The sequence below is a fragment of the Lelliottia sp. SL45 genome, from assembly GCF_026672535.1.
Taxonomy (GTDB): Bacteria; Pseudomonadota; Gammaproteobacteria; order Enterobacterales; family Enterobacteriaceae; genus Enterobacter; species Enterobacter nimipressuralis.
This window is the reverse complement of the sequence record NZ_JAPPRH010000003.1, coordinates 803,955-830,619: the sequence shown is the minus strand read 5'-3', so window position 1 is coordinate 830,619 and position 26,665 is coordinate 803,955. Positions and strand designations below refer to the sequence as shown.

The window sequence follows — 26,665 nt, the reverse complement described above, 5'->3', positions numbered from 1 at the left end:
TGCTCCTTACTCCGTAAGCCAGCTGGCCTGACGCTGCAATACCGGCAGCACCGGACGGCGGTGGTTAAGTTCCGGCAGGGCGCTGATTAACCCCTGGGTATAAGGATGCTGCGCCTTGTGCAGATCGCAGGCGGCGATGGATTCCACCACCCGACCGGCGTACATCACCAGCACCCGGTCACAGAAACTGCGCACCAGGTTGATATCGTGGCTGATAAAAATCAGCCCCAGCCCGCGGGATTTCACCAGATCGTCCAGCAATCCCAGCACCTGCAAACGCACAGAGACGTCCAGCGCGGAGGTCGGTTCATCGGCGATCACAAGCTCGGGATCGGTGATCAGCATCATGGCGATCATGATGCGTTGCCCCTGCCCGCCGGAAATTTCATGCGGATAGAGATGATAGACCCGCTCCGGCTGGCGAATGCGCACCACGTCGAGCATCTCCAGCACTTTGGCTTTGGCCTCGGCTTTGCGCCCCGGATGGTGCGTCAGCCAGGCTTCGGCGATCTGATCGCCCACGCAGACAACCGGATTGAGAGAGTATTTCGGGTCCTGCATGATCATAGAGATGCGCTTGCCGCGAATGCCGCGCATTTGCGCCTCGCTGACGCTGCGCAGATCGACATCGCCAAACTGCATCCTGGTTGCGCTGATCCGTGCTTTTGCCGGGTGCAGGCGCAATAGCGCGCGCCCGACGGTGGATTTCCCGGAGCCGGACTCGCCGACAATCGCCAGCTTTTCGCGTCCGAGCTGGAAGGAGACGCCGCGCACGGCATGGGTCACCGCGCCGCCGTTGATAAAATCGACGTGCAGATCGCGCACATCGAGCAGTGGAGCGTTATTCGCTGCGAGGATCGAGGATGTCACGAAGGCCATCTCCTAAGAAGTTGAACGCCAGGCTGTTGATCAGAATCGCCAGCCCCGGAATAGTCACTACCCACCAGCACTCCATCATGTAAGTGCGCCCGCTGGAGATCATCGCGCCCCACTCTGGCTCCGGCGGCTGCGCGCCCAGGCCGAGGAAGCCCAGACCGGCAGCGGTCAGGATGATCCCCGCCATGTTCATGGTGATACGGATAATCACCGACGGCAGACACAGCGGCACGATATGACGCCACAGCACGCGTACGGGAGACGCGCCCTGCAGGCGTACCGCCGAGATAAAATCGGCCTGACGCAGAGAGAGCGTTTCCGCACGCGCCAGGCGCGCTATCGGCGGCCATGCGGTGAGCGTAATGGCAATCACCACGTGCTCCAGCCCCGGACCGAGCGCTGCCACGAATGCCAGCGCCAGCACCAGGCTCGGGAACGAGATAAAGATATCCGTCACCCGCATCAGCACCGCATCCACTTTGCCACCGAAATACCCGGCGGTGACGCCCAGCAGCAAACCGAGCGGCCCGACGGTGACCGACACCAGCAGCACGATATAGAGCGTGATGCGCGAGCCGTACACCAGGCGGCTGAAAATATCGCGGCCAAACTCGTCGGTGCCGAACCAGTGCTGCGCATTCGGCGCGACCAGCGCATTGTTGAGGTCCTGCACCAGCGGGTTGTAGGGCGCAATCAGCGGCGCAAAGGCGGCCACGATCAGCAGCAGCAGAACAATTCCGCCGCCGATGGCAGTCAGCGGATTGCGTGCCATTTTGCCGACAAAACCGCCCGCCCGGTTCAGGGTGCGTTTAATACGCTGGCGGCTTTCGCTGTTGCGCGCCCCCAGCGGCGAATCCAGAGAAACGGTCATGATTTCGTCCTCGGGTCAAAGAGTTGATACAGCATGTCGGAGAGCAGGTTGAGCATCACGAAGATCAGCCCCACCAGCAGCACACAGCCCATCACCGCATTCATGTCGCCGAGCAGCAGGCTGCCGGTGAGATAGGAGCCAAAGCCCGGCCAGGAGAAGACGGTTTCAATCAGCACCGCCCCTTCCAGCAGCGAGCCGTAGGCCAGCGCCACGACCGTTAACAGCTGCACGAGGATATTGCGAAACGCGTGATTCCAGATCACCTGACGCTCGGTTAAGCCTTTCACCCGCGCGGTGATGATGAACTCCTGGGAGAGCTGCGCCAGCATAAAGCTGCGCGTCATGCGGCTGATGTAGGCCAGCGAATGGAAGCCCAGTAACGATGCGGGCAGGACCAGGTGGTTGATCGCATTCCAGAACACGGCGCTGTTTCCGGCCAGCAGCGCATCGATGGTCATAAGCCCGGTACGACGCGGCACGATACCGTCCAGCCCTAAATCGAGCCGTCCCGCGCCGCCCACCCAGCCGAGCCAGGCGTAGAACAGCAGCAGCCCCATCATCCCGACCCAAAAGATCGGCGTGGAGTAACCCGCAAGGCTGATAATGCGCACCACGTAATCGGAAAGACTGTTGCGACGCGCCGCCGCCAGCACGCCGAGCGGAATGCCTAACCCCGCACCGACGATAATGGCCATCGTCGCCAGCTCCAGGGTTGCCGGGAAGACGCGCAGAATATCGTCTGTGACCGGTTTGCCCGTCAGCAGCGCGTTACCCAGATCGCCGTGCAGCAGGTTGTTCAGATAAATACCAAACTGCGTCAGCAACGACTGGTCGAAGCCCAACTGGTGATACACCTGCTGATAGGTGCTGTGGTCGGCATCCGGGCCGACAATCGCCAGCACCGGATCGACCGGCATCACGCGGCCAATGAAGAACGTCAGCAGCAGCAGGCCAAACAGCGTCACCAGCACCTGCGTCAGTCGCTTTGAGAAACGGCGGGTCCGGGAGCCGGGAGAGAGGATCGCGACGCTCATTTTTCACCTCCAGTTTTGTAGACTTCACGCAGGAAAGTGGTGGCCGACGGGTGCGACTGGAAGTTTTTCACTTCATTACGCACGACAACGGAATCCACCATCTGCGACAGCGGGACCATCGCCGGAATGAGTTCGTCGTAGCGCACCTGGATTTGCTGATAATCCGCCACTTGCTTCTGCGGATCGCGTTCCAGCAGTGCTTTGTCGATCATCTCGTTCAGCGGCTTGTCGTAGAAACTGGTGCGCCAGCCCTGGAAGTTGGTGAGCCGCGCTTCGTCGCTGTTGTCCGGGTTATAGACCAGCGCACGCAGGCTAGAGTGCGGGTGCGGTTCGACGCCGCTCCCGCCGCGCCCGACCAGCATGTCGAACTTACGCTCGCGCATGGCGCCGTAGATCTGATTGCCGGTACCGGTGATGATTTTGGCGTTGATCCCCGCCTGCATCAGCGTCGACTGCACCGCGATGGCAATATTAAGGAACGGCTGATCCGCCAGCACGCGCAGGGTGGTGTCGAAACCCTCCGGATAGCCCGCCTCTGCCAGCAGCTTTTTGGCGCGCGGAATATCCAGCCGGTAACCCGGATCAGGGAGCGTCGACGGCATACCGGCTTTGATTGGACGCTGATGCAGCACACCGTAGCCCGGCATCAGGGCTTTGTTGATGCCCTGATAATCAATCAGATAGCGCACCGCTTCGCGCACTTTCGGGTTGGCGAAGTGCGCCTCTTTCATGCTCATCGCCACGTAATAGACCGTCCCCTTCTGCACGGCTTCAACCGTAAGCTGAGGGTCTTTGCGCAGGGCGTTGATATCCGACACCGCCATGTTACTGGCAATATCCAGATCGCCTTTCTCAATCATCAGGCGCAGGGTTTGTGACTCCTGAAAGTGGCGCAGCACGACGCGGTTCATTTTCGGTTCATCGCGCCAGTAGTGCGGGTTGCGCTGCATACGCAGCACATCTTTCGCCTGCCAGGTTTCCAGCATGAATGGGCCAGAACCGGCCTCGTTGGTGGTCAGCCAGCGGTTACCCCAGTCGTTATTCACCTCATGGGACTGCACCGTTTTGCTGTCGAGCACGCCCAGATTGCCGAGCGCCCCGAGAGAGTAAATCACCAGCTGCGGATCGTTAGGCTTGGGCAGCACGATCTGCACGGTGTAGTCATCGGTGGCGCGGATTTGCTGGTCGATGTTTTTCTTCGAAAAGCCGTAGGATTTCCAGACGGACGCCTGCGCCAGATTGAGGTGCAGCAGACGGCGCATCGACCACACCACATCCTGCGCCGTGAGCGGATTACCCGAGTGGAATTTGACGTTATCGCGCAGATGGAAAGTCAGGGTTTTGCCGTCTGGCGCAATATCCCAGGATTTCGCCAGCGCGGGCCTGACGTGGGTGAGTTCGTTCGGATCCAGCTCCACCAGCGAATCGTAGAGATTCACCACGATGCCAACCACTTCGTTGCCGGTCATCGCCGCCGGGTCGAGGGTCAGCAGGTTGTTCATGTTCATGCCGATGATGAGCTGGTCGGGCGGCGTTTTCGCGTACGCCGCACCGCCCCCCATCATCAGCGAGAGCGCGAGTACACACGCTCTGCACAGCGGAGTTTGTTTCATGAATATATCGCCTGTAGGGTACGTTTTTATGTGTCAGTCGTGGCTGACGATATTGGCTTCGATATACGCAAAATTAATGTCTTCGCCGAGTCCAGGGCGATTCGGCAGGCTGACCATGCCATGTTCATCCATCGGGTCGACCAGGCTGTGGAGATACGCCGCCGGTTGGTCGTAATCAAGGAACGGGTGCAGCAGGCCGCGCTCATACCAGCGGCAGTTTTTAATGGCGCCGATCACCGCGAGGCTTGCCGCGCCGTTACCGTGCACTTCACAGTCCATGCCGAAGGACTCCGCGAGGTTCGCCACTTTCAGCGTCGGTGATATCCCGCCCACGCCGTTAGCGCCCGCGCGCAGAATGTCGCACGCCCCCGCTTTCACCCAGTCGGCGCGGCTGTGATGTTTTCCGCCCAGGCTTTCCGGGCCGATAATCGGGATCGACAGGTTTTCCGCAAGCCAGACGTAGGAGGCCATGCTCTCCTCTTCCATCGGCTCTTCAAACCAGGCGAAGTTGAGTTTTTCCAGTTCTTTGCCGATGTACAACGCTTCAGTACGGCTGTACCAGTGATAGCCGTCGATCATCAGATCGATATCTGGCCCGACCGCTTCACGCACGGCGGCGCAGGCTTTGACGTCCATTTTCGGGTTTGGCGCAAACGAGACGGGCGGCATCCAGGTGTGAAGTTTGATGGCTTTGTATCCGCGCGCCACCAGGGTTTCAGCGAAGCTCGCGTACTCATCCGGCGTCGACAGGCCGCCTGGCAGATCGTCGCCACACATGGTGCTGCCGTAGGCCGGAACTTTATCGCGATAGCCGCCAAGCAGTTTCCAGACCGGCATATTCAGTTTGCGACCAATCAGATCCCACAGCGCCTGCTCGACGAACCCAAGCGCGCGCTCGGTGAGCTGGTGCGCGCTCCCGCGCTGCCAGTGCGCCAGCTCCTGCCAGATTTTCTCGCGATTGAATGCATCCTGGCCGACCAGCACTTTGCGAAAGAAGGTATTGACCACAAAGGGACGCACCACTTCCGGCGGCGCGAAAGAGTACCCTTTGGTGCCATCGTCTGCCGTGATCGAGAGCATCGCCATTTTGGCCATACTTTCCGGGCCAGGGTGCGAGTGCCCGGCGCTGTCGGAGACCCGGCGCGTCGGGTACTGGAAGACGGTGACGTTTACAGATTCAATTTTCATTATCAGTCCTTAAAACAACAGAGGTTCAGAGCGACTTCGTAATTTGAAAAGCTGTTTCGAAAGTAACTTTAAGCGCAAAATTCGTCCGCTGCCTTAGACAAATTCCGCTAAGCATCGACCATTTATTGGGCATATGCACGGTGAGGAGTGACAGTTTTCACAAAAGAGAGGGGAAGTGTGAAGTTGATCGGGATAAGGGTTTGACTGAAATGAAACGGAGTTTTGGGTTATCTCTTTACCCATAGGAATGAGAGGGAAATTATCGGATCTGATAAATCCCCTCTCCCTGGCGGAGAAGGGATTGCAGTAAACCTACGCGATAGTGACTTTGGTATCCAGATACACGTCCTGCACCGCGTTGATCAGCTTAACGCCTTCGGTCATCGATTTTTTAAACGCCTTACGTCCCAGAATCAGGCCCATACCGCCCGCGCGTTTATTGATCACCGCCGTGCGCACCGCATCGGTCAGATCCGTTTCGCCGCCTGCCGCACCGCCGGAGTTAATCAGCCCCGCGCGGCCCATGTAGCAGTTGGCGAGCTGGTAGCGCACCAGATCAATCGGGTTTTCGCTGGTCAGTTTGCTGTAGACACGGTCGTCGGTGTAACCGAAGTTTACCGCCTTATAGCCGCCGTTATTTTCGGCCATTTTCTGCTTCACGATATCCGCGCCAATGGTCGCCGCCAGATGGTTCGCCTGGCCGGTGAGATCCGCAGAAACGTGGTAATCCACGCCATCTTTCTTGAAGGCGTTGTTGCGCAGATAGGCCCACAGCACCGTGACCATCCCCAGCTCGTGGGCACGCTCGAACGCCGCGGAGATCTCCTCAATCTGACGACGGGACTGTTCAGAGCCGAAGTAAATCGTCGCCCCTACCGCCACCGCGCCCATGTTAAACGCCTGCTCGACGCTGGCGTACAACGTCTGGTCGTATTCGGTCGGGTAGCTCAGGGTTTCGTTATGGTTCAGTTTTACGAGGAAGGGAATGCGATGCGCGTAGCGGCGCGACACGGAGGCCAGCACGCCGTAAGTTGACGCCACGCAGTTACAGCCGGCTTCAATCGCCAGCTCAACAATATTCTTCGGATCAAAATAGAGCGGATTGGCGGCAAACGACGCTCCCGCAGAGTGCTCGACGCCCTGGTCAACGGGCAGAATGGACAGATAGCCTGTTCCGGCGAGGCGCCCGGTGTTGTAAAGCGTCTGCATGTTTCGCAGAACCGCAGGCGGGCGATTGTTATCAATCATCACCCGATCAACGTAGTCGTGGCCCGGCAGGTAGAGCTGATCGGCTGGAATAGTCATACAACGATGCTGTAAAAGGCTGTCGGCGTCTTTGCCAAGCAGCTGCGCAATATCAGTCATAGCGATGCTCCCGTAAGTTCCGACATCGTGTCGGAGCGTGATATCCATACCCACATTTTTGTGAGCAGACTAAGCCTGGACCCGTCTTAGCCTATTTTCCAGCCGGAGTCATTTTTTTCAGCACAATCTGCTGGCTCGTTTCGTGTACAACAAAACTGTTACATTGATCAAACAATCACCGCAAAGGTATTTAAAAGGTATCATTGAGTGGTATGTTAAAGGCGTACCCTCTCTGACATGCAGGATTAAACAATGAAAACGAAAGTCCAACTGTCATTCATGATGTTTGTTGAATGGTTTATCTGGGGCGCGTGGTTTGTGCCGCTGTGGCTGTGGCTGAGTAAAAGCGGCTTTACCGCCGGGGAAATTGGCTGGTCGTATGCCTGTACCGCTATCGCCGCGATCCTCTCGCCGATCCTCGTTGGCTCGCTGACAGACCGCTTCTTTGCCGCGCAAAAAGTGCTGGCGGTGCTGATGTTTGCCGGGGCAATTCTGATGTACTTCGCCGCCCAGCAAACGCAGTTCAGCGCCTTCTTCCCGCTGCTGCTGCTCTACTCTCTGACCTACATGCCGACCATCGCCCTGACCAACAGCATTGCCTTTGCGAACGTCGACGATGTGGAGGCCGATTTCCCGCGCATCCGCGTGATGGGGACGATTGGCTGGATCGCCTCGGGCCTGGCCTGCGGATTCCTGCCGCAGATGCTCGGCTACAACGATATTTCTGACACCAATATTCCCCTGCTGATGACGGCGGCCAGCTCTGCGCTTCTGGGCGTGTTTGCCCTGTTCCTGCCGAACACACCCCCGAAGAGCACCGGCAAGCTGGATATCAAAGTGATGCTGGGGCTGGATGCGCTCATTTTACTGCGCGATAAAAACTTCCTCGTGTTCTTCTTCTGCTCGTTCCTGTTCGCGATGCCGCTGGCGTTCTACTACATCTTTGCGAACGGATATCTCACGGAAGTGGGCATGAAAAACGCCACCGGCTGGATGACCCTCGGCCAGTTCTCTGAAATCTTCTTTATGCTGGCGCTGCCTTTCTTCACCAAGCGCTTTGGTATTAAAAAGGTCCTGCTGCTGGGCCTGATTACCGCCGCTATCCGCTACGGCTTCTTTGTCTTCGGTGGCGCGGACCAGTACTTCACCTACGCGCTACTGTTCCTGGGCATTTTGCTCCACGGCGTAAGCTACGACTTCTATTACGTCACCGCGTATATCTACGTGGACAAAAAAGCGCCTGTGCATATGCGTACCGCAGCGCAAGGGCTGATCACACTCTGCTGCCAGGGCTTTGGCAGCCTGCTGGGCTACCGTCTTGGCGGCGTGATGATGGAAAAAATGTTTGCCTATAAAGAGCCTGTGAACGGGTTGACCTTCAACTGGGCCGGAATGTGGGCGTTCGGCGGCATTATGATCGCCGTTATCGCCGTGCTGTTTATGCTGTTTTTCCGCGAATCGGATAAAGAGATCACCGCCATTGAGGTGGATGATGCCGATACTGCGCTGACACGAGGGGAAGTAAAATGAAAGCAGAACGTATTCTCGGTGCCCTGTACGGGCAGATGTTGGGGGATGCGATGGGCATGCCGTCAGAGCTGTGGCCAAGAAGCCGCGTGAAAGCCCATTTTGGCTGGATCGACCGCTTTTTGCCCGGCCCGGCAGAGAATAATGCCGCCTGTTATTTTGGCCGGGCGGAGTTTACGGATGATACCTCCATGGCCCTGAGCCTGGCGGATGCCATTATCGAATGCGACGGGCAGATTGATCCCGATGCCATCGGCAGGCATATCCTGCTGTGGGCCGAAGAGTTTGATGCTTTTAATAAGAACGTGCTCGGCCCAACGTCAAAAATTGCCCTTAACGCCATCCGCAGCGGTAAACCGGTGAGCGAGCTGGAAAATAATGGCGTTACCAACGGCGCGGCGATGCGCGCCTCACCGCTCGGCTGCCTGCTCCCGGCCACCCGTCTTGAGCATTTTGTTGAGCAGGTGGCGCTCGCCTCCAGTCCGACGCACAAATCGGATCTGGCGATTGCCGGTGCGGTGGTGATCGCCTGGGCAATCTCCCGCGCCATTGACGGGGAAAGCTGGCAGAACATCGTCGACGCCCTGCCCGGCATCGCGCGTTATGCCCCAAGAGTCCAGATCCACCACGTTCAGCGCTTCTCTGGCTGCGCGTCTGGAACTGGCCCTTAAAACCGTGCGCGAGGCCAACGGCATCGACTCCGCCAGCGAGCAGATTTACCAGCTCGTCGGCGCAGGCACCAGCACCATTGAATCCGTTCCGGCGGCGATTGCGATGGTGGAACTGGCCGGGACAGACCCGAACCGCTGCGCAATTTTATGCGCGAATCTCGGCGGGGATACGGACACTATCGGCGCGATGGCGACCGCGATTTGCGGCGCGCTGCATGGCGTGCAGGCAATTGATCCGGCGCTGAAAGCCGAGCTGGATGCGGTGAATCAGCTGGACTTTGGCTACTACTGCGAGCATCTGCTGCACTATCGGGAAGAAAGAGAGGGCGCATGAGAACCGAACTTTCTCACCAGCTTGAAACCTTAACGGCCCAGCGTCCGGTGACGGTGCTGGGTGCGGCGGTCATCGACGTGATCGCCGATGCCTACGCCCTGCCCTGGCGCGGGTGTGATATCGAATTAAAACAGCAGGGCGTGAACATTGGCGGCTGTGCGCTGAACATCGCTATCGCCCTGAAACGCCTCGGGATCACGGCGCAAAACGCGCTGCCGGTCGGGCACGGCGTGTGGGCCGATATCATTCGTAACGCCATGACAAAACAGGATCTGCACAGCGCGGTAGAAGCCGAAAGCGGTGATAACGGCTGGTGCCTGGCGCTGGTGGAGCCGGACGGCGAGCGCACCTTTATGTCTTTCAGCGGCGTGGAAAACCAGTGGCAGCAGAGCTGGCTGGACGCGCTTGTGGTGCCGCCTCACAGCCTGGTATCGCTCTCGGGCTATCAGCTGGCCTCGCCGTGCGGGGACCTGCTGACGCACTGGCTGGAAGGGCTTAGAGACGTAACGGCGTTTATCGATTTTGGGCCACGCATCGCGGATATTCCTGATGCATTGATGGCACGTATCATGGCCTGCAAACCGATTGTGTCGCTGAATCGCCAGGAAGCCGTTATTGCGGCGGAGAGTCTTGATGTGCCCGTGGAAGCGCTCGGCAAGGCGTGGCAGGCGCATTACGACTGCCCGCTGATTGTGCGGCACGATAAAGACGGCGCAGAGTATTACGACGGTGAAAATGCCGGGCATGTTCCGGCATTTCCCGCCACGGTGGTGGATACCATTGGTGCGGGCGACAGCCACGCAGGTGGAACGCTGGCCGGGCTGGCGGCGGGTTGGGCGCTCCCGGACGCCGTATTACTCGGTAATGCGGTGGCCGCGTGGGTTGTCAGCCATCGCGGCGGCGACTGTGCGCCGACGCGCGAGGAACTACTCCTCGCACACAAAGACGTATAAATCGCTGCGACAGTAGCTAATGCTGTACTCAATCGGCCGGTGTTGCTGGTCAAGCGCGACTTGCTTGATCACCAGCACCGGTATTTTTTCGTCCATTTTGATGTGCATCTGGAATTCGCTGTCCGGCATCCGGGCGCTGACGCGCGAGCGGGTACGCTGAGGGAAGATATTCTGGCTGCGGAAATAGTCGTACAGAGAAATCCCGATGGCATCGGGGTCGTGAATCAGCCCAACCGGCACCCAGGACTCTTCAATCGACACGGCGTCGTCGTCAACGTAACGAATGCGTTTCAGCATAAAGACATCGCTTTGCGGTGCGATTGAGAGCTCCGACGCGACTTCATCCGGGCATTTGACGATCCGTTTGTTCACCCACAGGGTGTCAGGCTTTTTGCCGCGCAGGACCACCTGCTGAGAAAACCCGCGCGCCTCCTTGAGGGAATACTCAAATATGTTATTAATCTGCGTGCCATAGCCCTGAGAACGCGTGACCACGCCTTCCTCTTCCAGCGCCTGCAACGCCTTGCGCACGGTAATGCGCGACACCCCGGTCAACTGGCTCAGATCGCGCTCGCCCGGCAAAATGTTGCCATGCTCCAGCATTCCGCTGCGCACGGCGTTTTTTACCGTCTCGGCAAATCTCAGATAAAGCGGGGTATTATCCACCGCCGCAAACCGTTCATTCAGTTGAGCAATTAACCGGGTATGCGCTTGTTCCATCTCTGTTTTCCTGGCAGAAAGTCCTTATTCAGTATACTCCTTCAGCGCTTTACCACCATGCATGAAAATGGTGAACCGGGCCAATACCGTGACCGACTTCCAGAGTATCGGCTTTGGCGAGCGCCAGTGAGAGCCAGGCTTTGGCGTCCTGCACCGTATCGGCCCAGTTTTCATGGCGCGGGCGCAGCGCCGCCAGTGCCGCCGACAGGGTGCAGCCGGTGCCGTGGGTGTTTTTGGTGATGACGCGCGGGGCGGTAAATCGCTGCGCACCGTCGCGGGTAAAGAGCCAGTCCGGGCTTTCGGCGTCGTCCAGATGACCGCCCTTCATCAGCACCGCTTCACAGCCCAGCGCCAGTAATGCACGGCCCTGCTCTTTCATCTCCTGTTCGCTACGGGCGTGCGGCGCATCGAGCAGCGCCGCCGCTTCCGGCAGATTCGGCGTGATGAGCGAAACCTGCGGCAGCAGCTTTTTACGCAGGGTTTCAACGGCAGACGTTGAAAGCAGCGGATCGCCGCTTTTTGCCAGCATCACCGTATCGAGCACCACGTTTTGCACCTGATAACGCTTCAGCCGCTCGGCCACCGCTTCAACGATATCGGTTTCGGCCAGCATGCCGATTTTGGTGGTATCAATGCGTACGTCGCTGAACACGGAATCGAGCTGAGCCGCGACAAAATCTGGCTCAATGCGATAGACCGACTGCACGCCACGGGTATTTTGCGCCACCAGCGCGGTGATGACCGAGCAGCCATAAGCCCCGAGAGCGGAGAACGTTTTGAGATCGGCCTGAATACCCGCGCCGCCGCTTGGATCGGTGCCTGCGATGGTTAATGCGTTGATGCGTTTCATGCCTGCGCCTCCAGATTCCAGAGGGCGTCAATAAAGGCGCTGGCAAAACTGCCCGGCCCGGCGCTGTGTGCGGCGGCTACGCCTCCCGCGCGCTTCATCCATCCACAGGCGGCAGCCACATTATCCAGCCGATCGCCCGGCAGCGAGCAGCTTGCCGCAACCACCGCCGACAGGGCACAGCCGGTGCCGACCACGCGGGTCATCATCGGATCACCTCCTGCGATGGTTTTCGTTCGCTGCCCGTCGGTGACGTAATCCACCTCCCCCGTGACCGCAACAATGGCGTTGGTCTGGCGTGCCAGTGCCTGGGCTGCGGGCAACGCGCTGGCAGCGGTATCGGTAGTGTCTACGCCGCGACCGCCCGCACTCATACCGGCAAGGGCAAGGATTTCTGAGGCATTCCCACGGATGGCGGCGGGTTTCAGAGTGAGAATTTGCTGGCAAAAGCGGGTGCGAAACGCCAGCGCACCGACCGCCACCGGATCGAGCGTCCAGGGCTTGCCTGCGCCAACCGCACGTTCAATTGCCCGGCGCATGGCCTGCGCGCGCGGCGAGGTGAGCGTACCGACATTGATTAACAGCGCATCGGCTATCCCGGCAAACTGCTCCGCCTCTTCGGCTTCGATAACCATCGCCGGAGAGGCCCCGAGGGCCAGTAAAACGTTCGCGGTAAAGGCCTGCACCACATCGTTAGTCATGCAGTGAGTAAGCGGAGAACGGGTACGGAAGTGGTGTAAGACGTGTAAATCGAGCAGGTCAGGCTGCATGGTTTCGCTCCTGCCTTGCGTCAAGAAGCGATAGCCGTGAGGGGCATCTGACTTCCCTACGCTGGCATTATCCAGATCAGGTGGTACGGGTATTTCTCAGCCTTCACAAGGAAGGGCACCCCGAGTCAACTTACTGAGCAGTTCAGTAATTTTAGCAGGGTAGAGCAAGCCATCGCCTCAGGCAAGCCTTCGCGAGCCGATTTCTGTCGTGCGTCAGGGCAAAAATATTAAAAAAATAGCCTCAACATTCATTTACTGTGTATACATTTAATCTCTTTGATTATTCAGATTTAATGTTTTTAACTCTCCGCTTCTCTTGGCACTACCACCTCGCAAACCAGGGTGACAATACAAATAAAAACAACGCTTTAAGAAAAATTAATGTTTACTTTCAGCAAGTTAGATATATGCACTGCACGTGATCTGCGTCAAAGTTCACACGCGTCAGTTAGACGATAGTTCAGCCCGGTTAATAAGATTGTGACCATCAAAGAAATACACCCTCTGGAGCAGACTTACTCGACTCGATTTTTCGCGTCGGTTTTTAGCTGCGTTATATCTAAGAATTATGCATTTATTGTTGAGATTGAGATCGTGAAATTAATATTAGCTCGTAAAACCCCTGTCGCTGTATTTACGTTGACGCTTTTCTGCGCCGGAAGCGTATTTGCTGCACCAATAGATTATTCTCAAGCGTGGGGTGATACCGTTGAAGCCGATCACCAGGCGGCTATCGGTCTTATCAACGATCATCAGAACCAGATCACCCAAAATAAAGTCGATAGCGAACAGGCTATTCAGGGACTGAATACGCGTATCAGTAGCGTAGATGACGATCTGAATAGCACTAAAGATGCAGTACTGGTGGTCAACTATGATTTACAGCAGACGCGAACAGATTTAAACACGCAAATTGATAATACGAATAATGCGGTCACTCAGCAGAAAATCGACATCGATAATGCACTGCAACAGACCAACACGAACATCACTAACCAGATTACGACGGTAACAAATACCACCACGCAGCAAACGACCCGCATTGAAAAAGATCTTCAGCAGGCTAAACAGGATGTGAATCAGCAGATTTCGACGGTGAAGAACACCAGCACGCAGCAGTCGGCCAACCTGAATAAAGATCTTCAGCAGACTAAGCAGGATGTGAATCAGCAGATTTCGACGGTGAAGAACGCCAGCACGCAGCAGTCGGCCAGCCTGAATAAAGATCTTCAGCAGACTAAACAGGATGTGAATCAGCAGATTAACCATCTGCAGAGTGCCGCTGCCCAGCAGTCGGCGAGCGTCGAGAAAGACCTGCAAGACGCGAAACAGTCGTTTGCTCAACAGCAGTCCGCCAGTAATAGTCAGTTCAAAAACCTGAAAGATGAAGTGGACGATAACAAGAAAGAGTCCCGCAGCGGGGCGGCATCTGCCATCGCCATTGCATCGATGCCTCAGGTGCAGGTGGGCCAGCAGGTGATGTTTTCCGCAGGCGTCGGGACATTCAAAAATGAGCAGGCGCTGAGCGTGGGCGCATCATTCCATGCAGGCGACGCAACGGTGATTAAAGCGGGTGTCAGTGATTCCACCAACAACGATTTCGCGATGGGCGCGGGTATCGGAATTGGCTTCTGATATATCTGCTCTCGTTATTAAAGAGTGATTTTGTACCTGTTGATGATAGCCATCATGATAAAAATAATAATATTTTCTGCTGTGCTTTATATTTTATTAATACTGACCGGATTTTGGCTCGGGACGATGTACAGAGATTATTTCTCCTGTCGCGATCTCATCTCATCTTTAAATTGTATCCAATGTGTTAGAGGTTATTAAATGAAGAAATTAATGATGGTCGCCATTGCTGTCTCTGCGCTTTCGGCCTGTTCCTCTCCGGCTGAGCGTATGGCGAAGTGTGAAGCGCAAGGCGTCAGCCGCGATACCTGTTATTTAGCGGAGCAAAACCGCACCACGACGATGAACGCCATGGCCGAAAAACAGGCGCTTGAGAATGCCGCCAACGCCGTGCAGCACGGTCAGAGCGCCAAAGTGCATGACCCGCTGCGTGAAGCTTCGTTCACGGCAAACGGGATCAAAGCCAGCGTCAGCAACGGCTTTTTCACCGCCAAAATCAACGGTAAGCAGGCGACGATAAAGCGTTTTAATGCGAATAGTTATGAGATTAAAGGGGCGGGTTACGTACTCTCCATCACGCTTGATGAAGACGGTATTACCGATGCGTCATGGAATAAAACCCATGGCCGCGATCATGGCTTATTGCCGTTCACGCAGAAGTAATGTTAAGGCGGCTAACGTGCCGCCTTTTTTGTATTGCGCGGGGTGAGGGCTTTTCGCGTCGAAGCGGCAGATTTTTGTTATCAAAAACATCGGGTTATTGAACGCTCTTCAACCCCCCTCTTTTGTAACAAAACAGTAAACAAATTAACCATTGAGCCACGCGCCAAAAGGCTCTATATTGGCCGCGTTTTTTACTCGCCCTATCCTTTACTAACTATTTATTCAATCGAGGCGCATAAGGCTGCCCCGGTTGTGGGAGTGATATGATGACGGATAAAGTCCGTATTGACACCGCAGATGCCCGCAAAAGCAACGAAACCTATCTGGCCCGTCAGGCCGAGTTTGAATCGAACGTCAGGAGTTATCCTCGCAAACTGCCTTTAGCGATCGCTAAAGCAGATGGCGTGTGGATTACCGATGCAGATAATAAAGAATACCTTGACTGTCTTGCCGGCGCTGGCACCCTCGCGCTTGGCCATAACCATCCTGATGTGCTGAAAAGCATCCAAAATGTCATTACCAGCGGCTTGCCGTTACATACTCTCGATCTGACAACACCGTTGAAAGACGAGTTCTCTGAGTATCTGCTCTCCCTGCTGCCAGGCCAGGGCAAAGAATATTGTCTGCAGTTCACCGGCCCATCCGGTGCCGATGCGGTAGAAGCCGCGCTGAAACTGGCGAAAAAAGTCACCGGTCGCAGCAGCATTATCAGCTTCTCCGGCGGCTATCACGGGATGACCCACGGCGCGCTCTCCGTGACAGGTAACCTGTCTCCGAAAGAAGCGGTCGATAACATGATGCCAGAAGTGCAGTTCATGCCTTACCCGCACCAGTACCGCTGCCCGCTGGGTATCGGCGGTGACGCGGGCGTGAAAGCGCTGACCTACTACTTTGATAACCTGATCAACGACGTCGAAAGCGGCGTGCGTAAACCTGCGGCCGTGATTCTGGAAGCGGTTCAGGGCGAAGGCGGCGTGAACCCGGCTCCGGCTGAGTGGCTGCAGCGCATTCGTAAAGTGACTCAGGAGCACGGCATTCTGCTGATCCTCGACGAAGTTCAGGCTGGTTTCTGCCGTACCGGCAAGCAGTTTGCCTTCGAACACGCGGGTATCGAGCCAGACATCATCGTGATGTCTAAAGCTGTCGGCGGCGGTCTGCCACTGGCCGTTCTCGGCATCAAAAAGCAGTTCGATGCCTGGGCACCAGGTCATCACACCGGCACCTTCCGTGGCAACCAGCTGGCGATGGCAACCGGCCTGACCACGCTGAAAATTCTGAAAGATCAGAATATCGCCGACAAAGTGGCCGCTCAGGGCGAATGGCTGAAAGGCCAGCTGGTTGAGCTGCAGCAGCGTTATCCGGTGATCGGCCACGTGCGCGGCCTGGGCCTGATGATCGGCATCGAGATCGTGAAACCGAACGAAGCGGCAGATCACATGGGCTGTTTCCCAGGCGACGGTGACCTCTCTGCCCTGATCCAGAAGAAATGCTTCGAAGCAGGCCTGATTCTGGAGCGCGGTGGTCGTAACGGCGTGGTTCTGCGTCTGCTGCCATCCCTGCTGATTAGCGATCAGGAACTGAACGTCTTCCTGGATAAATTCGAGCAGGCGCTGCTTGCTGCGGGCGTTCGCCCGGTCTAACGGAGTTAGGAAAAAGATGTCTGAGTCAAACCCAATTCTGTCGTCGTCGGCGCAAAGCATCGAGGCCTATCAGCAGGCCATCGAGCAAAGCTCTCAGGCGGTGATGCAGTGGCTGCAGCAGTCTGAGATGTATCAGGGGAAAACCGTCGCCGAGCTGCGCGAGAATATCTCCCTGAACTTCGGTCAGAAAGGCCTCGGCAACGAAGCGGCGATTGCCCGCGCGGTCGAGTACTTCCTGAAAGACAGTCTGTCGGTTCACCACCCGCAGTGTGTGGCGCACCTGCACTGCCCGAGCCTGGTCGTGAGCCAGGCGGCGGAAGTGCTGATCAACGCCACCAACCAGAGCATGGACTCCTGGGATCAAAGCCCGTCAGCAACCATCATTGAGATGAAGCTGATCGACTGGCTGCGTACCCGCGTGGGTTATCAGGCCGGGGATGCGGGCGTGTTCACCAGCGGTGGCACCCAGAGCAATCTGATGGGCCTGATGCTGGCACGTGACGCGTTCTTCGCGCGTCAGGGCCACTCCATCCAGCAGGATGGTCTGATCGGTGATCTGCGTAAGATCCGCGTACTCTGTTCTGAAAACGCGCACTTCTCCGTGCAGAAGAACATGGCGCTGCTCGGTCTGGGCTATCAGTCGGTCATTCAGGTGAAAACCGACGAGTGCTCACGCATGGATCTGAACGATCTGGCGGCGAAAATTGCCCAGTGCAATGCCAACGGTGAGCAGATTCTGGCGATCGTCGCCACCGCCGGGACCACCGACGCGGGTGCGATCGATCCGCTGCGCGCTATCGCAGAGATGGCCGCAGAGCAGCAGATTTGGGTGCACGTGGATGCAGCCTGGGGCGGCGCACTGCTGATGTCCGATAAGTATCGCGACTACCTGGACGGTATCGAACTGGTGGATTCCATCACCCTGGACTTCCACAAGCAGTTCTTCCAGACCATCAGCTGCGGCGCATTCCTGCTGAAAGAAGCGCGCCATTACGAGCTGATGCGCTACCAGGCGGCCTACCTGAACTCTGAGTTTGACGAAGAAGCGGGCGTGCCGAACCTGGTTTCCAAGTCACTGCAGACAACGCGCCGTTTCGACGCGCTGAAGCTGTGGATGAGCCTGGAAGCGCTGGGTCAGGAGCAATACGCGGCCATTATCGATCACGGTGTGACGCTGGCGCAGGACGTTGCCGCGTACGTGAAAGATCAGGCGGTGCTGGAGCTGGTAATGCAGCCTCAGCTGGCGAGCGTGCTGTTCCGCTTCCGCCCTGAGCAGGCGCTGAACGATGCGGCTATCGCGCTGCTGAACCAGAAAATCGGTGACGCCCTGCTCGACTCTGGCCGTGCAAACGTCGGCGTGACCGAGCACAACGGCGTGACTTGCCTGAAACTGACGCTGCTGAACCCAACGGTGACGCTGGACGACGTGAAAGTCCTGCTGTCGCTGGTGGAACGCACTGCGTACGAGATTCTGGCGAAGTAAGTCCTTGCTCCCCGCACCCTCTGGTGCGGGGACAATTTTGTTATCCCTCTTTTTCCTTTCCCATTGCGATTTTCCCCGATCGGCTCAGCCAAAATTCGCAGACCTCTAATTCGTTATTTTCTCTGAATATTGAGATGTGAAACGTCATTCAGCGACGTGGTTAAGATTTCGTGGGCAAAGCTGTTCAGATTTGTTACATTTTTTTTCAAACAAGTGGGACTGTGCCCCCTAAAATGGGCTGCTTGCCACGCTGTGACGCCACAGCGGGCTGAAGTATCAGCAAAACGGTTTAACTGGAGAAAAAATGGCTAAGAGTAAATTGCTGCTTCTGGGTGTGTTAATGTCACTGGCGGGTGCCGTATACGCCGCGCCGCAGCCTGCCGCTGCCCCTTCTGGTATCCAGGCATACGAAGAACAAGAGTTCATTGCCGATTTCACCAAATTCAAAATTGGCGACACCGCACCAGCTCAGTATCAAACGCCTGAATACACCATTAAACAGTACCAGCTGCGTAACCTCCCAGCGCCTGACGCGGGTACACACTGGACTTACATGGGTGAGAACTACGTTCTGATTGGTGATGCCGACGGTAAAATCCGTAAAGCCTACAACGGAGATATCTTCTATCACCGCTGATCCCCTCACCGTCCGGGCCTGGCAGGAAAGCGATCGCCCTTTCCTGCGCACCCTCTACTTACACGCCCGGCGTGAAGCCTGGCCGTGGCTGGACAGCAGCGACTGGCAGCTAGAAGATTTCGACGCGGCAACGCGTGACGAGCAGATCTGGGTGGCGATGCAAGACGGCCATCGCGTTGGGTTTGCGTCGGTCTGGAGCAACGATAATTTTCTGCACAATCTGTTTGTAGACCCGCAGTATCAGCGCGCGGGCGCTGGCAGCCTGTTGCTCAAACATGTGCAGGAAACATTCACCAGCACCGGTTCGCTGAAGTGTCTGGTCAGAAATGAACGCGCGGTGGCATTTTACCAGCGACACGGCTGGCATATTGAGGCGACGGGAGATTCTCCGGACGGAGAGTATTACCTGATGCATTACGTTTTGCGGTAATTGCCCGCAGACGCTGCGCTTGCGCAGGCCCACGGAACAGCCTGTTGCAGGCCGGGTAAGCGAGTGCCCCCGGCCCATTATGGCTAATGCTTAGACTGCGCGGAACGCGATCTCGCTTGGAATCACTTCACCCTGCCAGTACAGCTGCGCGGCCACGCGCCCTGCCAGCTGGCGGTACATTCCCGCAAATTCACTCTCCGGACGGCCCACCACGGTCGGCTTACCACGGTCGAGATCTTCACGCAGGGTGATATGCAGCGGCATCTGCCCCAGCAGCTGAGTGTGATACTGCGCCGCCAGTTTCTCTGCGCCACCGGTGCCAAAAATCGGCTCGTGGTGACCGCAGTTGCTGCAAATATGCACGCTCATGTTCTCGACCACACCGAGCACCGGCACGTCCACTTTCTCAAACATCACGATGCCTTTTTTGGCGTCGATCAGCGCGATATCCTGCGGGGTTGTGACCACAACCGCCCCCGTCACCGGGATATTTTGCGCCAGCGTCAGCTGGATATCGCCCGTGCCTGGCGGCATATCCAGCACCAGATAATCGAGATCCGGCCACATGGTCTCCTGCAGCATCTGCAGCAGCGCCTTGCTGGCCATCGGGCCACGCCAGACCATCGCGTTATCATCCGTCACCAGATAGCCGATGGAGTTAGTCGCCAGGCCGTAGGCCATGATCGGCGCCATGTGGGTGCCGTCCGGGGAGGTTGGACGTTGGTTTTCCGCGCCCAGCATATTGGGAATCGACGGACCGTAGATATCGGCATCCAGAATTCCGACTTTGGCCCCTTCTGCGGCCAGCGCCAGCGCAAGGTTCACGGCGGTGGAGGATTTCCCCACCCCACCCTTGCCGGAGCTGATGGCAATAATATTCTTCACGCCGTTAATGCCCGGCTGATTTTTCACGCGTTTGAGCGTGGCGATGGTGTGCGTTAGCTTCCAGTCAATCGCCTTCGCCCCGGTAATACGCAGCAGATCGGAACTGCACTGCTCTTTCAGGGTTTCGAAGGCGCTGGTCCAGACAAACGGCATCTGCAGTTCTACGTGCAGCGTGTCATCCAGCCATGCCACGTGGTGCAGCGCTTTTAGCGTGGTCAGATTGTGCTTCAGGGTTGGATGCTGAAAATTAGCCAGCGTCCCGGCAACCATTGCTCGTAAGGCTTCCGGTGATTTGGCCTGGGATTGAGAACTCATCCCGACTCCTTTGTTCTTGTGAATAAGACCTTAGTTGAACAAGTTTACCTGAAAGGCCGTGGTTTGTGCTTACTTAATAATGGCCCTTTTGTTACTATCAAAAACCCTTTTTACTGTTAAAGAAGTAATGCCCACTATGACTCAAGTCGCGAAAAAAATTCTGGTAACGTGCGCTCTGCCGTACGCAAACGGTTCAATCCACCTCGGCCACATGCTGGAGCATATCCAGGCTGATGTCTGGGTCCGTTACCAGCGAATGCGCGGCCACCAGGTAAACTTCATCTGCGCGGACGATGCTCACGGCACGCCAATTATGCTGAAAGCACAGCAGCTGGGGATCTCCCCGGAGCAGATGATTACCGAGATGAGTCAGGAGCATCAGACTGATTTTGCTGGCTTTGACATCAGCTATGATAACTATCACTCGACGCACAGCGACGAGAACCGCGAGCTGTCGGAGCTTATCTACACCCGCCTGAAAGAGAACGGTTTTATCAAAAACCGCACTATCTCTCAGCTGTACGATCCGGAAAAAGGCATGTTCCTGCCGGACCGTTTTGTGAAAGGCACCTGTCCGAAGTGTAAATCCCCGGATCAGTATGGCGATAACTGCGAAGTGTGCGGCGCGACCTACAGCCCGACCGAGCTTATTGAGCCGAAATCCGTGGTGTCCGGCGCGACGCCTGTCATGCGCGACTCCGAACACTTCTTCTTCGATCTGCCGTCCTTCAGCGAAATGCTGCAGGCGTGGACCCGCAGCGGCGCGCTGCAGGAGCAGGTGGCGAATAAAATGCAGGAGTGGTTCGAATCCGGTCTGCAGCAGTGGGATATCTCCCGCGATGCGCCGTACTTCGGTTTCGAAATCCCGAACGCGCCGGGCAAATATTTCTACGTCTGGCTGGATGCGCCAATCGGCTACATGGGTTCCTTCAAGAACCTGTGCGACAAGCGCGGCGACACTCAGAGCTTCGAAGAGTACTGGAAAAAAGACTCCGACGCCGAGCTGTACCACTTCATCGGCAAAGACATCGTCTATTTCCACAGCCTGTTCTGGCCTGCGATGCTGGAAGGCAGCGGTTTCCGTAAGCCAACCAACCTGTTTGTCCACGGCTACGTGACGGTGAACGGCGCGAAGATGTCCAAATCACGCGGCACCTTCATTAAAGCCAGCACCTGGCTGAACCACTTCGACGCAGACAGCCTGCGCTACTACTACACCGCGAAGCTCTCTTCCCGCATCGACGATATCGACCTGAATCTGGAAGATTTCGTGCAGCGCGTGAACGCAGACATCGTGAATAAAGTGGTCAACCTGGCGTCCCGTAACGCAGGCTTTATCGCCAAGCGTTTCGACGGCGTAATGGCGGCAGAACTGGCCGATCCAGAACTGTATAAAACCTTTACCGATGCGGCCGCCACTATCGGCGACGCGTGGGAAGCGCGCGAGTTCGGTAAAGCAGTGCGCGAAATCATGGCTCTGGCCGATCTGGCGAACCGCTATGTGGATGAGCAGGCACCGTGGGTCGTCGCGAAGCAGGAAGGCCGCGATGCGGATCTGCAGGCGATCTGCTCCATGGGCATCAACCTGTTCCGCGTGCTGATGACCTACCTGAAGCCGGTTCTGCCGCAGCTGACGGAACGTGCAGAAGTCTTCCTGAACACCGAGCTGACCTGGGATGCTATCCAGCAGCCGCTGCTCAGCCATAAAGTGAACACCTTCAAAGCGCTGTATAACCGCATTGAGATGAAACAGGTTGAAGCGCTGGTTGAAGCGTCGAAAGAAGAGGTGAAAGCCGCCGCTGCGCCAGTCACTGGCCCGCTGGCAGACGATCCGATTCAGGAAACCATCACTTTTGATGATTTCGCCAAAGTTGATATGCGCGTTGCGCTGATTGAAAACGCGGAATTCGTCGAAGGCTCTGACAAACTGCTGCGCCTGACGCTGGATCTGGGCGGTGAGAAACGTAACGTCTTCTCTGGCATTCGCTCTGCGTATCCGGACCCGCAGGTGCTGATCGGTCGCCAGACGGTGATGGTCGCTAACCTTGCGCCGCGCAAAATGCGCTTCGGCATCTCGGAAGGGATGGTGATGGCCGCCGGTCCTGGCGGGAAGGATATCTTCCTGTTAAGCCCGGACGACGGGGCGAAACCGGGTCAGCAGGTGAAATAAACAAAAAAGCCGGAGCGTTCTCCGGCTTTTTTTATGCCTTGTTTACCGGCTCCCGGCCTACAAAGCGTAGGGTAGCGCCAACAAACTTAGGCTGACGGCTTCGCGCTATGCACACGGTGAGTCAGCCCGCGCAGGAAGTAGCGCATAAACTGATCGCCGCACTCGCGGTAGTTCTTATGATCCGGCGCGCGCATCATGGCGGTGATTTCCGGCATCGACACGCGGAATTTTTGCTCGGTCATGATCGCCAGCACATCGTCAGATTTGAGGGAAAACGCGATACGCAGTTTTTTCAGCACGATGTTGTTATTCACGCGACGCTCAGGCGACAGCACCGGGGCAGACTCATCCTTACCGCGTTTATCGTAAATCAGGCCATTCAAAAACGAAGAGAGAATGATATCCGGGCAGCGAACAAAGCCCTCTTCGTCCTCTTTGGTGATCCAGCTGGCGATATTCGCCGGCGTGGTCTCGACCTCGGCCAGCGCCAGAATACGAACCAAATCGTTATTGTTGGATTTCAGGATGTAGCGCACGCTACGAAGAATATCGTTACTTAACATAGAGCCTTCAGCTGTCGGTGATGCGATGGGGCGCAGTGTACCAGTTTTACAGTCCAATCGCCTCTTTCAGGCTCTTCAGATAGCGCCGACTCACCGGCACCGTCTGCCCGGCACGCAGCACCAGCTCCGCCTGACCGTTCTCTTCCAGACGAATTTCTTTCAGATGCGCCATGTTCACCAGATACTGGCGGTGACAGCGGATCAGCGGCGTACGGCTCTCCAGCGTGCGCAGCGTCAGCTCCGTAAAGCCCTCCTTGCCTTCAGCGCTGGTGACGAACACCCCGCTCATGCGGCTGCTGACAAACGCCACGTCGTCCATCTGCAACAGGTAGATACGGCTATGGCCGGTACAGGGGATAAATTTCAGCGCCTGCTGGTTTTCCGGCAGAAGCGAAACGTCCTGCACGCTGCGCTCCTGGCGCAGGCGGTTGAGGGTTTTCTCCAGCCGCTTCTCTTCGATGGGTTTCAGCAGATAATCGAACGCATGCTCTTCAAACGCTTTTACCGCATATTCATCAAACGCCGTCAGAAAAACAATGTACGGACGATGCTCCGGGTCGAGCATTCCGACCATCTCCAGGCCGCTAATGCGCGGCATCTGGATATCGAGAAACAGCACGTCCGGGCGCAATTTATGTACCGCACCAATGGCTTCGATGGCGTTGGCGCATTCGCCCACCACCTCAATATCGCTCTGGTCCTGCAACAGAACCCGCAGGTTTTCCCGCGCTAACGGCTCATCATCGACAATCAGCACTCTTAGCATGCGTTTTCCTCCAGGGGCAATCGTAAGGTAATACGGGTAAAACTGTCCGGCTCGCAGTCGACGGTGATACCGCAATCATCGCCGAAATGCGCGCGCAGACGTTTGTCGACCAGGCTCATCCCCAGCCCGCCCGACTCGGCGCCAGGCTGATAAAGCCCGGCGTTATCTTCAATGTCCAGCACCAGATGGTGATTAAAACGGCTGGCAGAAATATGGATTTCGCCGGTGCCCAGCAGCTGCGAGGTGCCGTGTTTAATGGCGTTTTCCACAATCGGCTGCAGGGTGAACGCAGGAAGATGCTGATGGGCCAGTTCGTCCGGCACGAACAGCGACACCTGCAGTCTCGACTGGAATCGCGCCTTTTCGATTTGCAGATAGGCATTCACATGTTCGATCTCATCGGCGAGGGTCACAATCTCTGAAGGGCGCTTCAGGTTTTTGCGGAAAAAGGTCGACAGAAACTGCACCAGCTGCGTTGCCTGATCGCTGTCGTGGCGGATCACCGCCTTGAGCGTGTTCAGCGCATTAAACAGAAAATGCGGATTCACCTGGGCGTGCAGGAGTTTGATTTCCGACTGCGTCAGCAGCGCCTTTTGCCGCTCGTACTGCCCCGCCAGGATTTGCGCCGACAGCAGCTGAGCGATCCCCTCCCCCAGCGTGCGGTTGATGGAGCTGAACAGCCGGTTTTTGGCTTCGTAGAGCTTGATCGTCCCCATCACCCGCTGATTCTCACCGCGCAGCGGGATCACCAGCGTTGAGCCGAGTTTGCACTGCGGGTGCAGCGAGCAGCGATACGGCACTTCATTCCCGTCGGCATACACCACTTCGCCCGTTTCAATGGCACGCAGCGTATACGTCGAAGAGATCGGTTTGCCGGGCAGATGGTGATCGTCACCGGTGCCGGTAAACGCCAGCAGCCGTTCCCGATCGGTGATCGCCACCGCGCCGATATCCAGCTCCTGATAGAGCACCTGAGCCACTTTCATGCTGTTCTCTTCGTTAAAGCCCTGGCGCAGAATGCCTTCCGTCGAGGCGGCGACCTTAAGCGCCGTGGCCGAGAACGCCGAAGTGTATTTTTCAAACATCGCGCGTTTATCTAACAGGATGCGCATAAACAGCGCCGCGCCGACGGTATTGGTGACCATCATCGGCGCGGCGATGCTGCTCACCAGATGCAGGGCATCTTCAAAGGGACGCGCAATCAGCAGAATAATCAGCATTTGCGCCAGCTCTGCCACCAGAGTTATTGCCCCGGCAGTGAGTGGGCTAAAGACTTTATCCGGGCGACCACGCTTGATCATGTAGCTGTGAACCAGGCCACCGAGCAGCCCTTCGACAATCGTCGAGATCATGCAGCTCAGGGCCGTCATGCCACCCATGGAGTAACGATGCAATCCGCCCGTTAACCCGACTAAACCGCCGACCACCGGGCCACCCAGCAGCCCGCCCATCACCGCACCGATGGCGCGCGTGTTGGCGATCGAGTCTTCAATGTGCAGGCCAAAATAGGTGCCGAGAATGCAGAAAATCGAGAAGGTGACGTAGCAGAGAAGTTTGTGCGGCAGGCGTACCGTCACCTGCATCAGCGGAATGAACAGCCGCGTTTTGCTCATCAGCCACGCGATGACCAGAAAAACGCACATCTGCTGAAGCAGCAGCAACACCAGATTAAATTCGTACATGACCGCAAACCGCACTTTCTAAAAACGCGTAACATACACTGATACACATTAACTTTCTTTGAAGCATTCCAAAAAAGCTGCAATTCGTGCCCGTCATCACATCGTTTAGCGCAAGATATTCCACCCTTCGCATTATTTGTTCAAAAAACGGTCGATTCTTCCTGGTTCGCGAATCAACGACTACAGTTACTCTGGGGATGCGCAAGCCAGGGGGCGAACATGGCGCTTTACACGATAGGTGAAGTGGCACTGCTTTGTGATATCAATCCTGTGACGCTGCGGGCATGGCAGCGGCGGTACGAGCTGCTTAAACCGCAGAGAACGGACGGAGGGCACCGCCTGTTTAACGAGGCGGATATCGATCGCATTCGCGAAATCAAAAGCTGGATCGACAACGGTGTGCAGGTCAGTAAGGTCAAATCGCTCTTATGCGAACACGATCCCGACAGCCTGGCCGAGTGGCGCGAACATCAGGAAACCCTGCTTCGGCTGTTGCAGGCCGGTAACTTTCAACGTCTGCGAACCTGGATCAAGGAGCAGGGTCGGGATTATCCCGCCCAGACGTTAATCGCTCATCTGTTTATACCGCTTCGCCGCCGTCTGCAGTCTCAGCAGCCGGCATTACAGACGCTGCTAAGCATGCTGGATGGCGCGTTAATCAATTACATTTCCGTGTGCCTGTCGACGGCACGCAAGAAGAGCGGAAAGGACGCGCTGGTGGTCGGCTGGAATATTCACGACACCACCCGCTTATGGCTCGAAGCCTGGATCGCCACGCAGCAAGGCTGGCGAGTAGACGTACTGGCACATTCATTAGCGCAGTTTCGCCCGGAGCTTTTCGAAGGGCAAACCCTGCTGGTCTGGTGCGGAGAAATCCCCACTGCCGCCCAACAGCAGCTTCTGAGCGAATGGCGCGAACACGGCTACCCCGTCATTACCCTCGGTCCGTAAATGTCTTAACGGCATTTAATGGTTCATTAACAGGTGTGCTTCACCGTATAATTGGGCGGTTAACAAAAGGAGCACA

At 56.7% G+C, this 26,665-nt stretch carries 23 protein-coding genes, 1 pseudogene and 1 riboswitch; of the genes and pseudogenes, 11 read left to right on the top strand and 13 right to left on the bottom strand.

The window, feature by feature from the left end:
* Nucleotides 1-6: 6 nt before the first annotated feature.
* The 6 genes from OVA10_RS09825 to fbaB form a co-directional block, all read right to left on the bottom strand.
* Nucleotides 7-870 carry an ABC transporter ATP-binding protein gene (locus tag OVA10_RS09825; protein WP_100779587.1) on the bottom strand — a complete coding sequence of 288 codons (864 nt, stop codon included), beginning with the start codon at nt 868-870 and terminating at the stop codon, nt 7-9.
* The gene (locus OVA10_RS09820; RefSeq protein WP_123427338.1) at nt 842-1,747 is read right to left on the bottom strand and encodes an ABC transporter permease; all 906 of its coding nucleotides are present in this window, start codon (nt 1,745-1,747) and stop codon (nt 842-844) included. The genes OVA10_RS09825 and OVA10_RS09820 overlap by 29 nt, the downstream gene beginning before the upstream one ends.
* Nucleotides 1,744-2,781: an ABC transporter permease gene (locus OVA10_RS09815; protein WP_107703253.1), complete on the bottom strand. Its 1,038-nt coding sequence runs from the start codon at nt 2,779-2,781 to the stop codon at nt 1,744-1,746. The genes OVA10_RS09820 and OVA10_RS09815 overlap by 4 nt, the downstream gene beginning before the upstream one ends.
* Entirely contained in the window at nt 2,778-4,394 is a 1,617-nt protein-coding gene (locus tag OVA10_RS09810) for an ABC transporter substrate-binding protein (RefSeq protein WP_248858726.1), read from the bottom strand. Before OVA10_RS09810 ends, OVA10_RS09815 begins: the two co-directional genes overlap by 4 nt.
* Before the next feature lie 33 nt (nt 4,395-4,427).
* Complete coding sequence (locus tag OVA10_RS09805; RefSeq protein ID WP_248858727.1) at nt 4,428-5,582, bottom strand: mandelate racemase family protein; 1,155 nt, start codon at nt 5,580-5,582, stop codon at nt 4,428-4,430.
* 312 nt (nt 5,583-5,894) lie between these two features.
* Nucleotides 5,895-6,947 carry a class I fructose-bisphosphate aldolase gene (fbaB, locus tag OVA10_RS09800; protein ID WP_123427334.1) on the bottom strand — a complete coding sequence of 351 codons (1,053 nt, stop codon included), beginning with the start codon at nt 6,945-6,947 and terminating at the stop codon, nt 5,895-5,897.
* A 252-nt stretch (nt 6,948-7,199) separates the two neighbouring features.
* On the opposite strand from fbaB, the gene OVA10_RS09795 reads away from it, so the two are divergent.
* The 3 genes and pseudogenes from OVA10_RS09795 (at nt 7,200) to OVA10_RS09785 (ending at nt 10,432) form a co-directional block, all read left to right on the top strand.
* Nucleotides 7,200-8,477, top strand: a complete 1,278-nt coding sequence (locus tag OVA10_RS09795) for a nucleoside permease (protein WP_100779581.1) — start codon at nt 7,200-7,202, stop codon at nt 8,475-8,477.
* A pseudogene (locus tag OVA10_RS09790) lies at nt 8,474-9,479 on the top strand (ADP-ribosylglycohydrolase family protein). Before OVA10_RS09795 ends, OVA10_RS09790 begins: the two are co-directional and overlap by 4 nt.
* Nucleotides 9,476-10,432, top strand: coding sequence for a PfkB family carbohydrate kinase (locus OVA10_RS09785; protein WP_268195841.1), 957 nt, complete (start codon nt 9,476-9,478; stop codon nt 10,430-10,432). Before OVA10_RS09790 ends, OVA10_RS09785 begins: the two are co-directional and overlap by 4 nt.
* On the opposite strand, the gene OVA10_RS09780 is transcribed toward OVA10_RS09785, so the two are convergent.
* From OVA10_RS09780 to thiM, 3 genes are read right to left on the bottom strand one after another with little or no spacing between them, the layout of a single operon-like run.
* Nucleotides 10,406-11,152, bottom strand: coding sequence for a GntR family transcriptional regulator (locus tag OVA10_RS09780; protein ID WP_100779578.1), 747 nt, complete (start codon nt 11,150-11,152; stop codon nt 10,406-10,408). The genes OVA10_RS09785 and OVA10_RS09780 overlap by 27 nt on opposite strands.
* A 49-nt stretch (nt 11,153-11,201) precedes the next feature.
* Nucleotides 11,202-12,002: a bifunctional hydroxymethylpyrimidine kinase/phosphomethylpyrimidine kinase gene (gene thiD, locus OVA10_RS09775; RefSeq protein ID WP_100779577.1), complete on the bottom strand. Its 801-nt coding sequence runs from the start codon at nt 12,000-12,002 to the stop codon at nt 11,202-11,204.
* Nucleotides 11,999-12,769 carry a hydroxyethylthiazole kinase gene (thiM, locus tag OVA10_RS09770; protein ID WP_123427330.1) on the bottom strand — a complete coding sequence of 257 codons (771 nt, stop codon included), beginning with the start codon at nt 12,767-12,769 and terminating at the stop codon, nt 11,999-12,001. The genes thiD and thiM overlap by 4 nt, the downstream gene beginning before the upstream one ends.
* A 36-nt stretch (nt 12,770-12,805) precedes the next feature.
* Nucleotides 12,806-12,902, bottom strand: a riboswitch (TPP riboswitch).
* Nucleotides 12,903-13,363: 461 nt separating this feature from the next.
* Here thiM and OVA10_RS09765 point away from each other — a divergent pair.
* From OVA10_RS09765 to OVA10_RS09740, 6 genes are all read left to right on the top strand, one after another.
* Nucleotides 13,364-14,404, top strand: coding sequence for a YadA-like family protein (locus OVA10_RS09765; RefSeq protein WP_268195840.1), 1,041 nt, complete (start codon nt 13,364-13,366; stop codon nt 14,402-14,404).
* 201 nt (nt 14,405-14,605) lie between these two features.
* On the top strand, nt 14,606-15,067 hold the full coding sequence (locus OVA10_RS09760; RefSeq protein ID WP_268195839.1) for a hypothetical protein: 462 nt from the start codon (nt 14,606-14,608) through the stop codon (nt 15,065-15,067).
* A gap of 263 nt (nt 15,068-15,330) precedes the next feature.
* On the top strand, nt 15,331-16,707 hold the full coding sequence (locus OVA10_RS09755; protein WP_123427324.1) for a diaminobutyrate--2-oxoglutarate transaminase: 1,377 nt from the start codon (nt 15,331-15,333) through the stop codon (nt 16,705-16,707).
* A gap of 16 nt (nt 16,708-16,723) precedes the next feature.
* On the top strand, nt 16,724-18,190 hold the full coding sequence (locus tag OVA10_RS09750; protein ID WP_194512996.1) for a pyridoxal phosphate-dependent decarboxylase family protein: 1,467 nt from the start codon (nt 16,724-16,726) through the stop codon (nt 18,188-18,190).
* A gap of 304 nt (nt 18,191-18,494) precedes the next feature.
* The gene (locus OVA10_RS09745) at nt 18,495-18,827 is read left to right on the top strand and encodes an RcnB family protein (protein WP_100779559.1); all 333 of its coding nucleotides are present in this window, start codon (nt 18,495-18,497) and stop codon (nt 18,825-18,827) included.
* Entirely contained in the window at nt 18,772-19,257 is a 486-nt protein-coding gene (locus OVA10_RS09740; protein WP_268195838.1) for a GNAT family N-acetyltransferase, read from the top strand. The genes OVA10_RS09745 and OVA10_RS09740 overlap by 56 nt, the downstream gene beginning before the upstream one ends.
* A gap of 90 nt (nt 19,258-19,347) precedes the next feature.
* On the opposite strand, the gene apbC is transcribed toward OVA10_RS09740, so the two are convergent.
* Nucleotides 19,348-20,457 carry an iron-sulfur cluster carrier protein ApbC gene (gene apbC, locus OVA10_RS09735; RefSeq protein WP_107703243.1) on the bottom strand — a complete coding sequence of 370 codons (1,110 nt, stop codon included), beginning with the start codon at nt 20,455-20,457 and terminating at the stop codon, nt 19,348-19,350.
* 136 nt (nt 20,458-20,593) lie between these two features.
* Between apbC and metG the strand changes: the two genes are divergently transcribed.
* Complete coding sequence (metG, locus tag OVA10_RS09730; protein WP_268195837.1) at nt 20,594-22,627, top strand: methionine--tRNA ligase; 2,034 nt, start codon at nt 20,594-20,596, stop codon at nt 22,625-22,627.
* An 86-nt stretch (nt 22,628-22,713) separates the two neighbouring features.
* On the opposite strand, the gene OVA10_RS09725 is transcribed toward metG, so the two are convergent.
* Genes OVA10_RS09725 through OVA10_RS09715 form a run of 3 tightly spaced genes read right to left on the bottom strand, consistent with a single transcriptional unit; the run spans nt 22,714 to nt 25,638 of the window.
* The gene (locus OVA10_RS09725; RefSeq protein WP_100779555.1) at nt 22,714-23,190 is read right to left on the bottom strand and encodes a DUF1456 family protein; all 477 of its coding nucleotides are present in this window, start codon (nt 23,188-23,190) and stop codon (nt 22,714-22,716) included.
* 46 nt (nt 23,191-23,236) lie between these two features.
* Nucleotides 23,237-23,956, bottom strand: a complete 720-nt coding sequence (btsR, locus tag OVA10_RS09720; protein ID WP_181826577.1) for a two-component system response regulator BtsR — start codon at nt 23,954-23,956, stop codon at nt 23,237-23,239.
* Nucleotides 23,950-25,638: a sensor histidine kinase gene (locus OVA10_RS09715; protein ID WP_100779553.1), complete on the bottom strand. Its 1,689-nt coding sequence runs from the start codon at nt 25,636-25,638 to the stop codon at nt 23,950-23,952. The genes btsR and OVA10_RS09715 overlap by 7 nt, the downstream gene beginning before the upstream one ends.
* A gap of 219 nt (nt 25,639-25,857) precedes the next feature.
* Here OVA10_RS09715 and mlrA point away from each other — a divergent pair, with 219 nt between their 5' ends.
* The gene (gene mlrA / locus OVA10_RS09710; protein ID WP_100779552.1) at nt 25,858-26,589 is read left to right on the top strand and encodes an HTH-type transcriptional regulator MlrA; all 732 of its coding nucleotides are present in this window, start codon (nt 25,858-25,860) and stop codon (nt 26,587-26,589) included.
* Nucleotides 26,590-26,665: the final 76 nt, after the last annotated feature.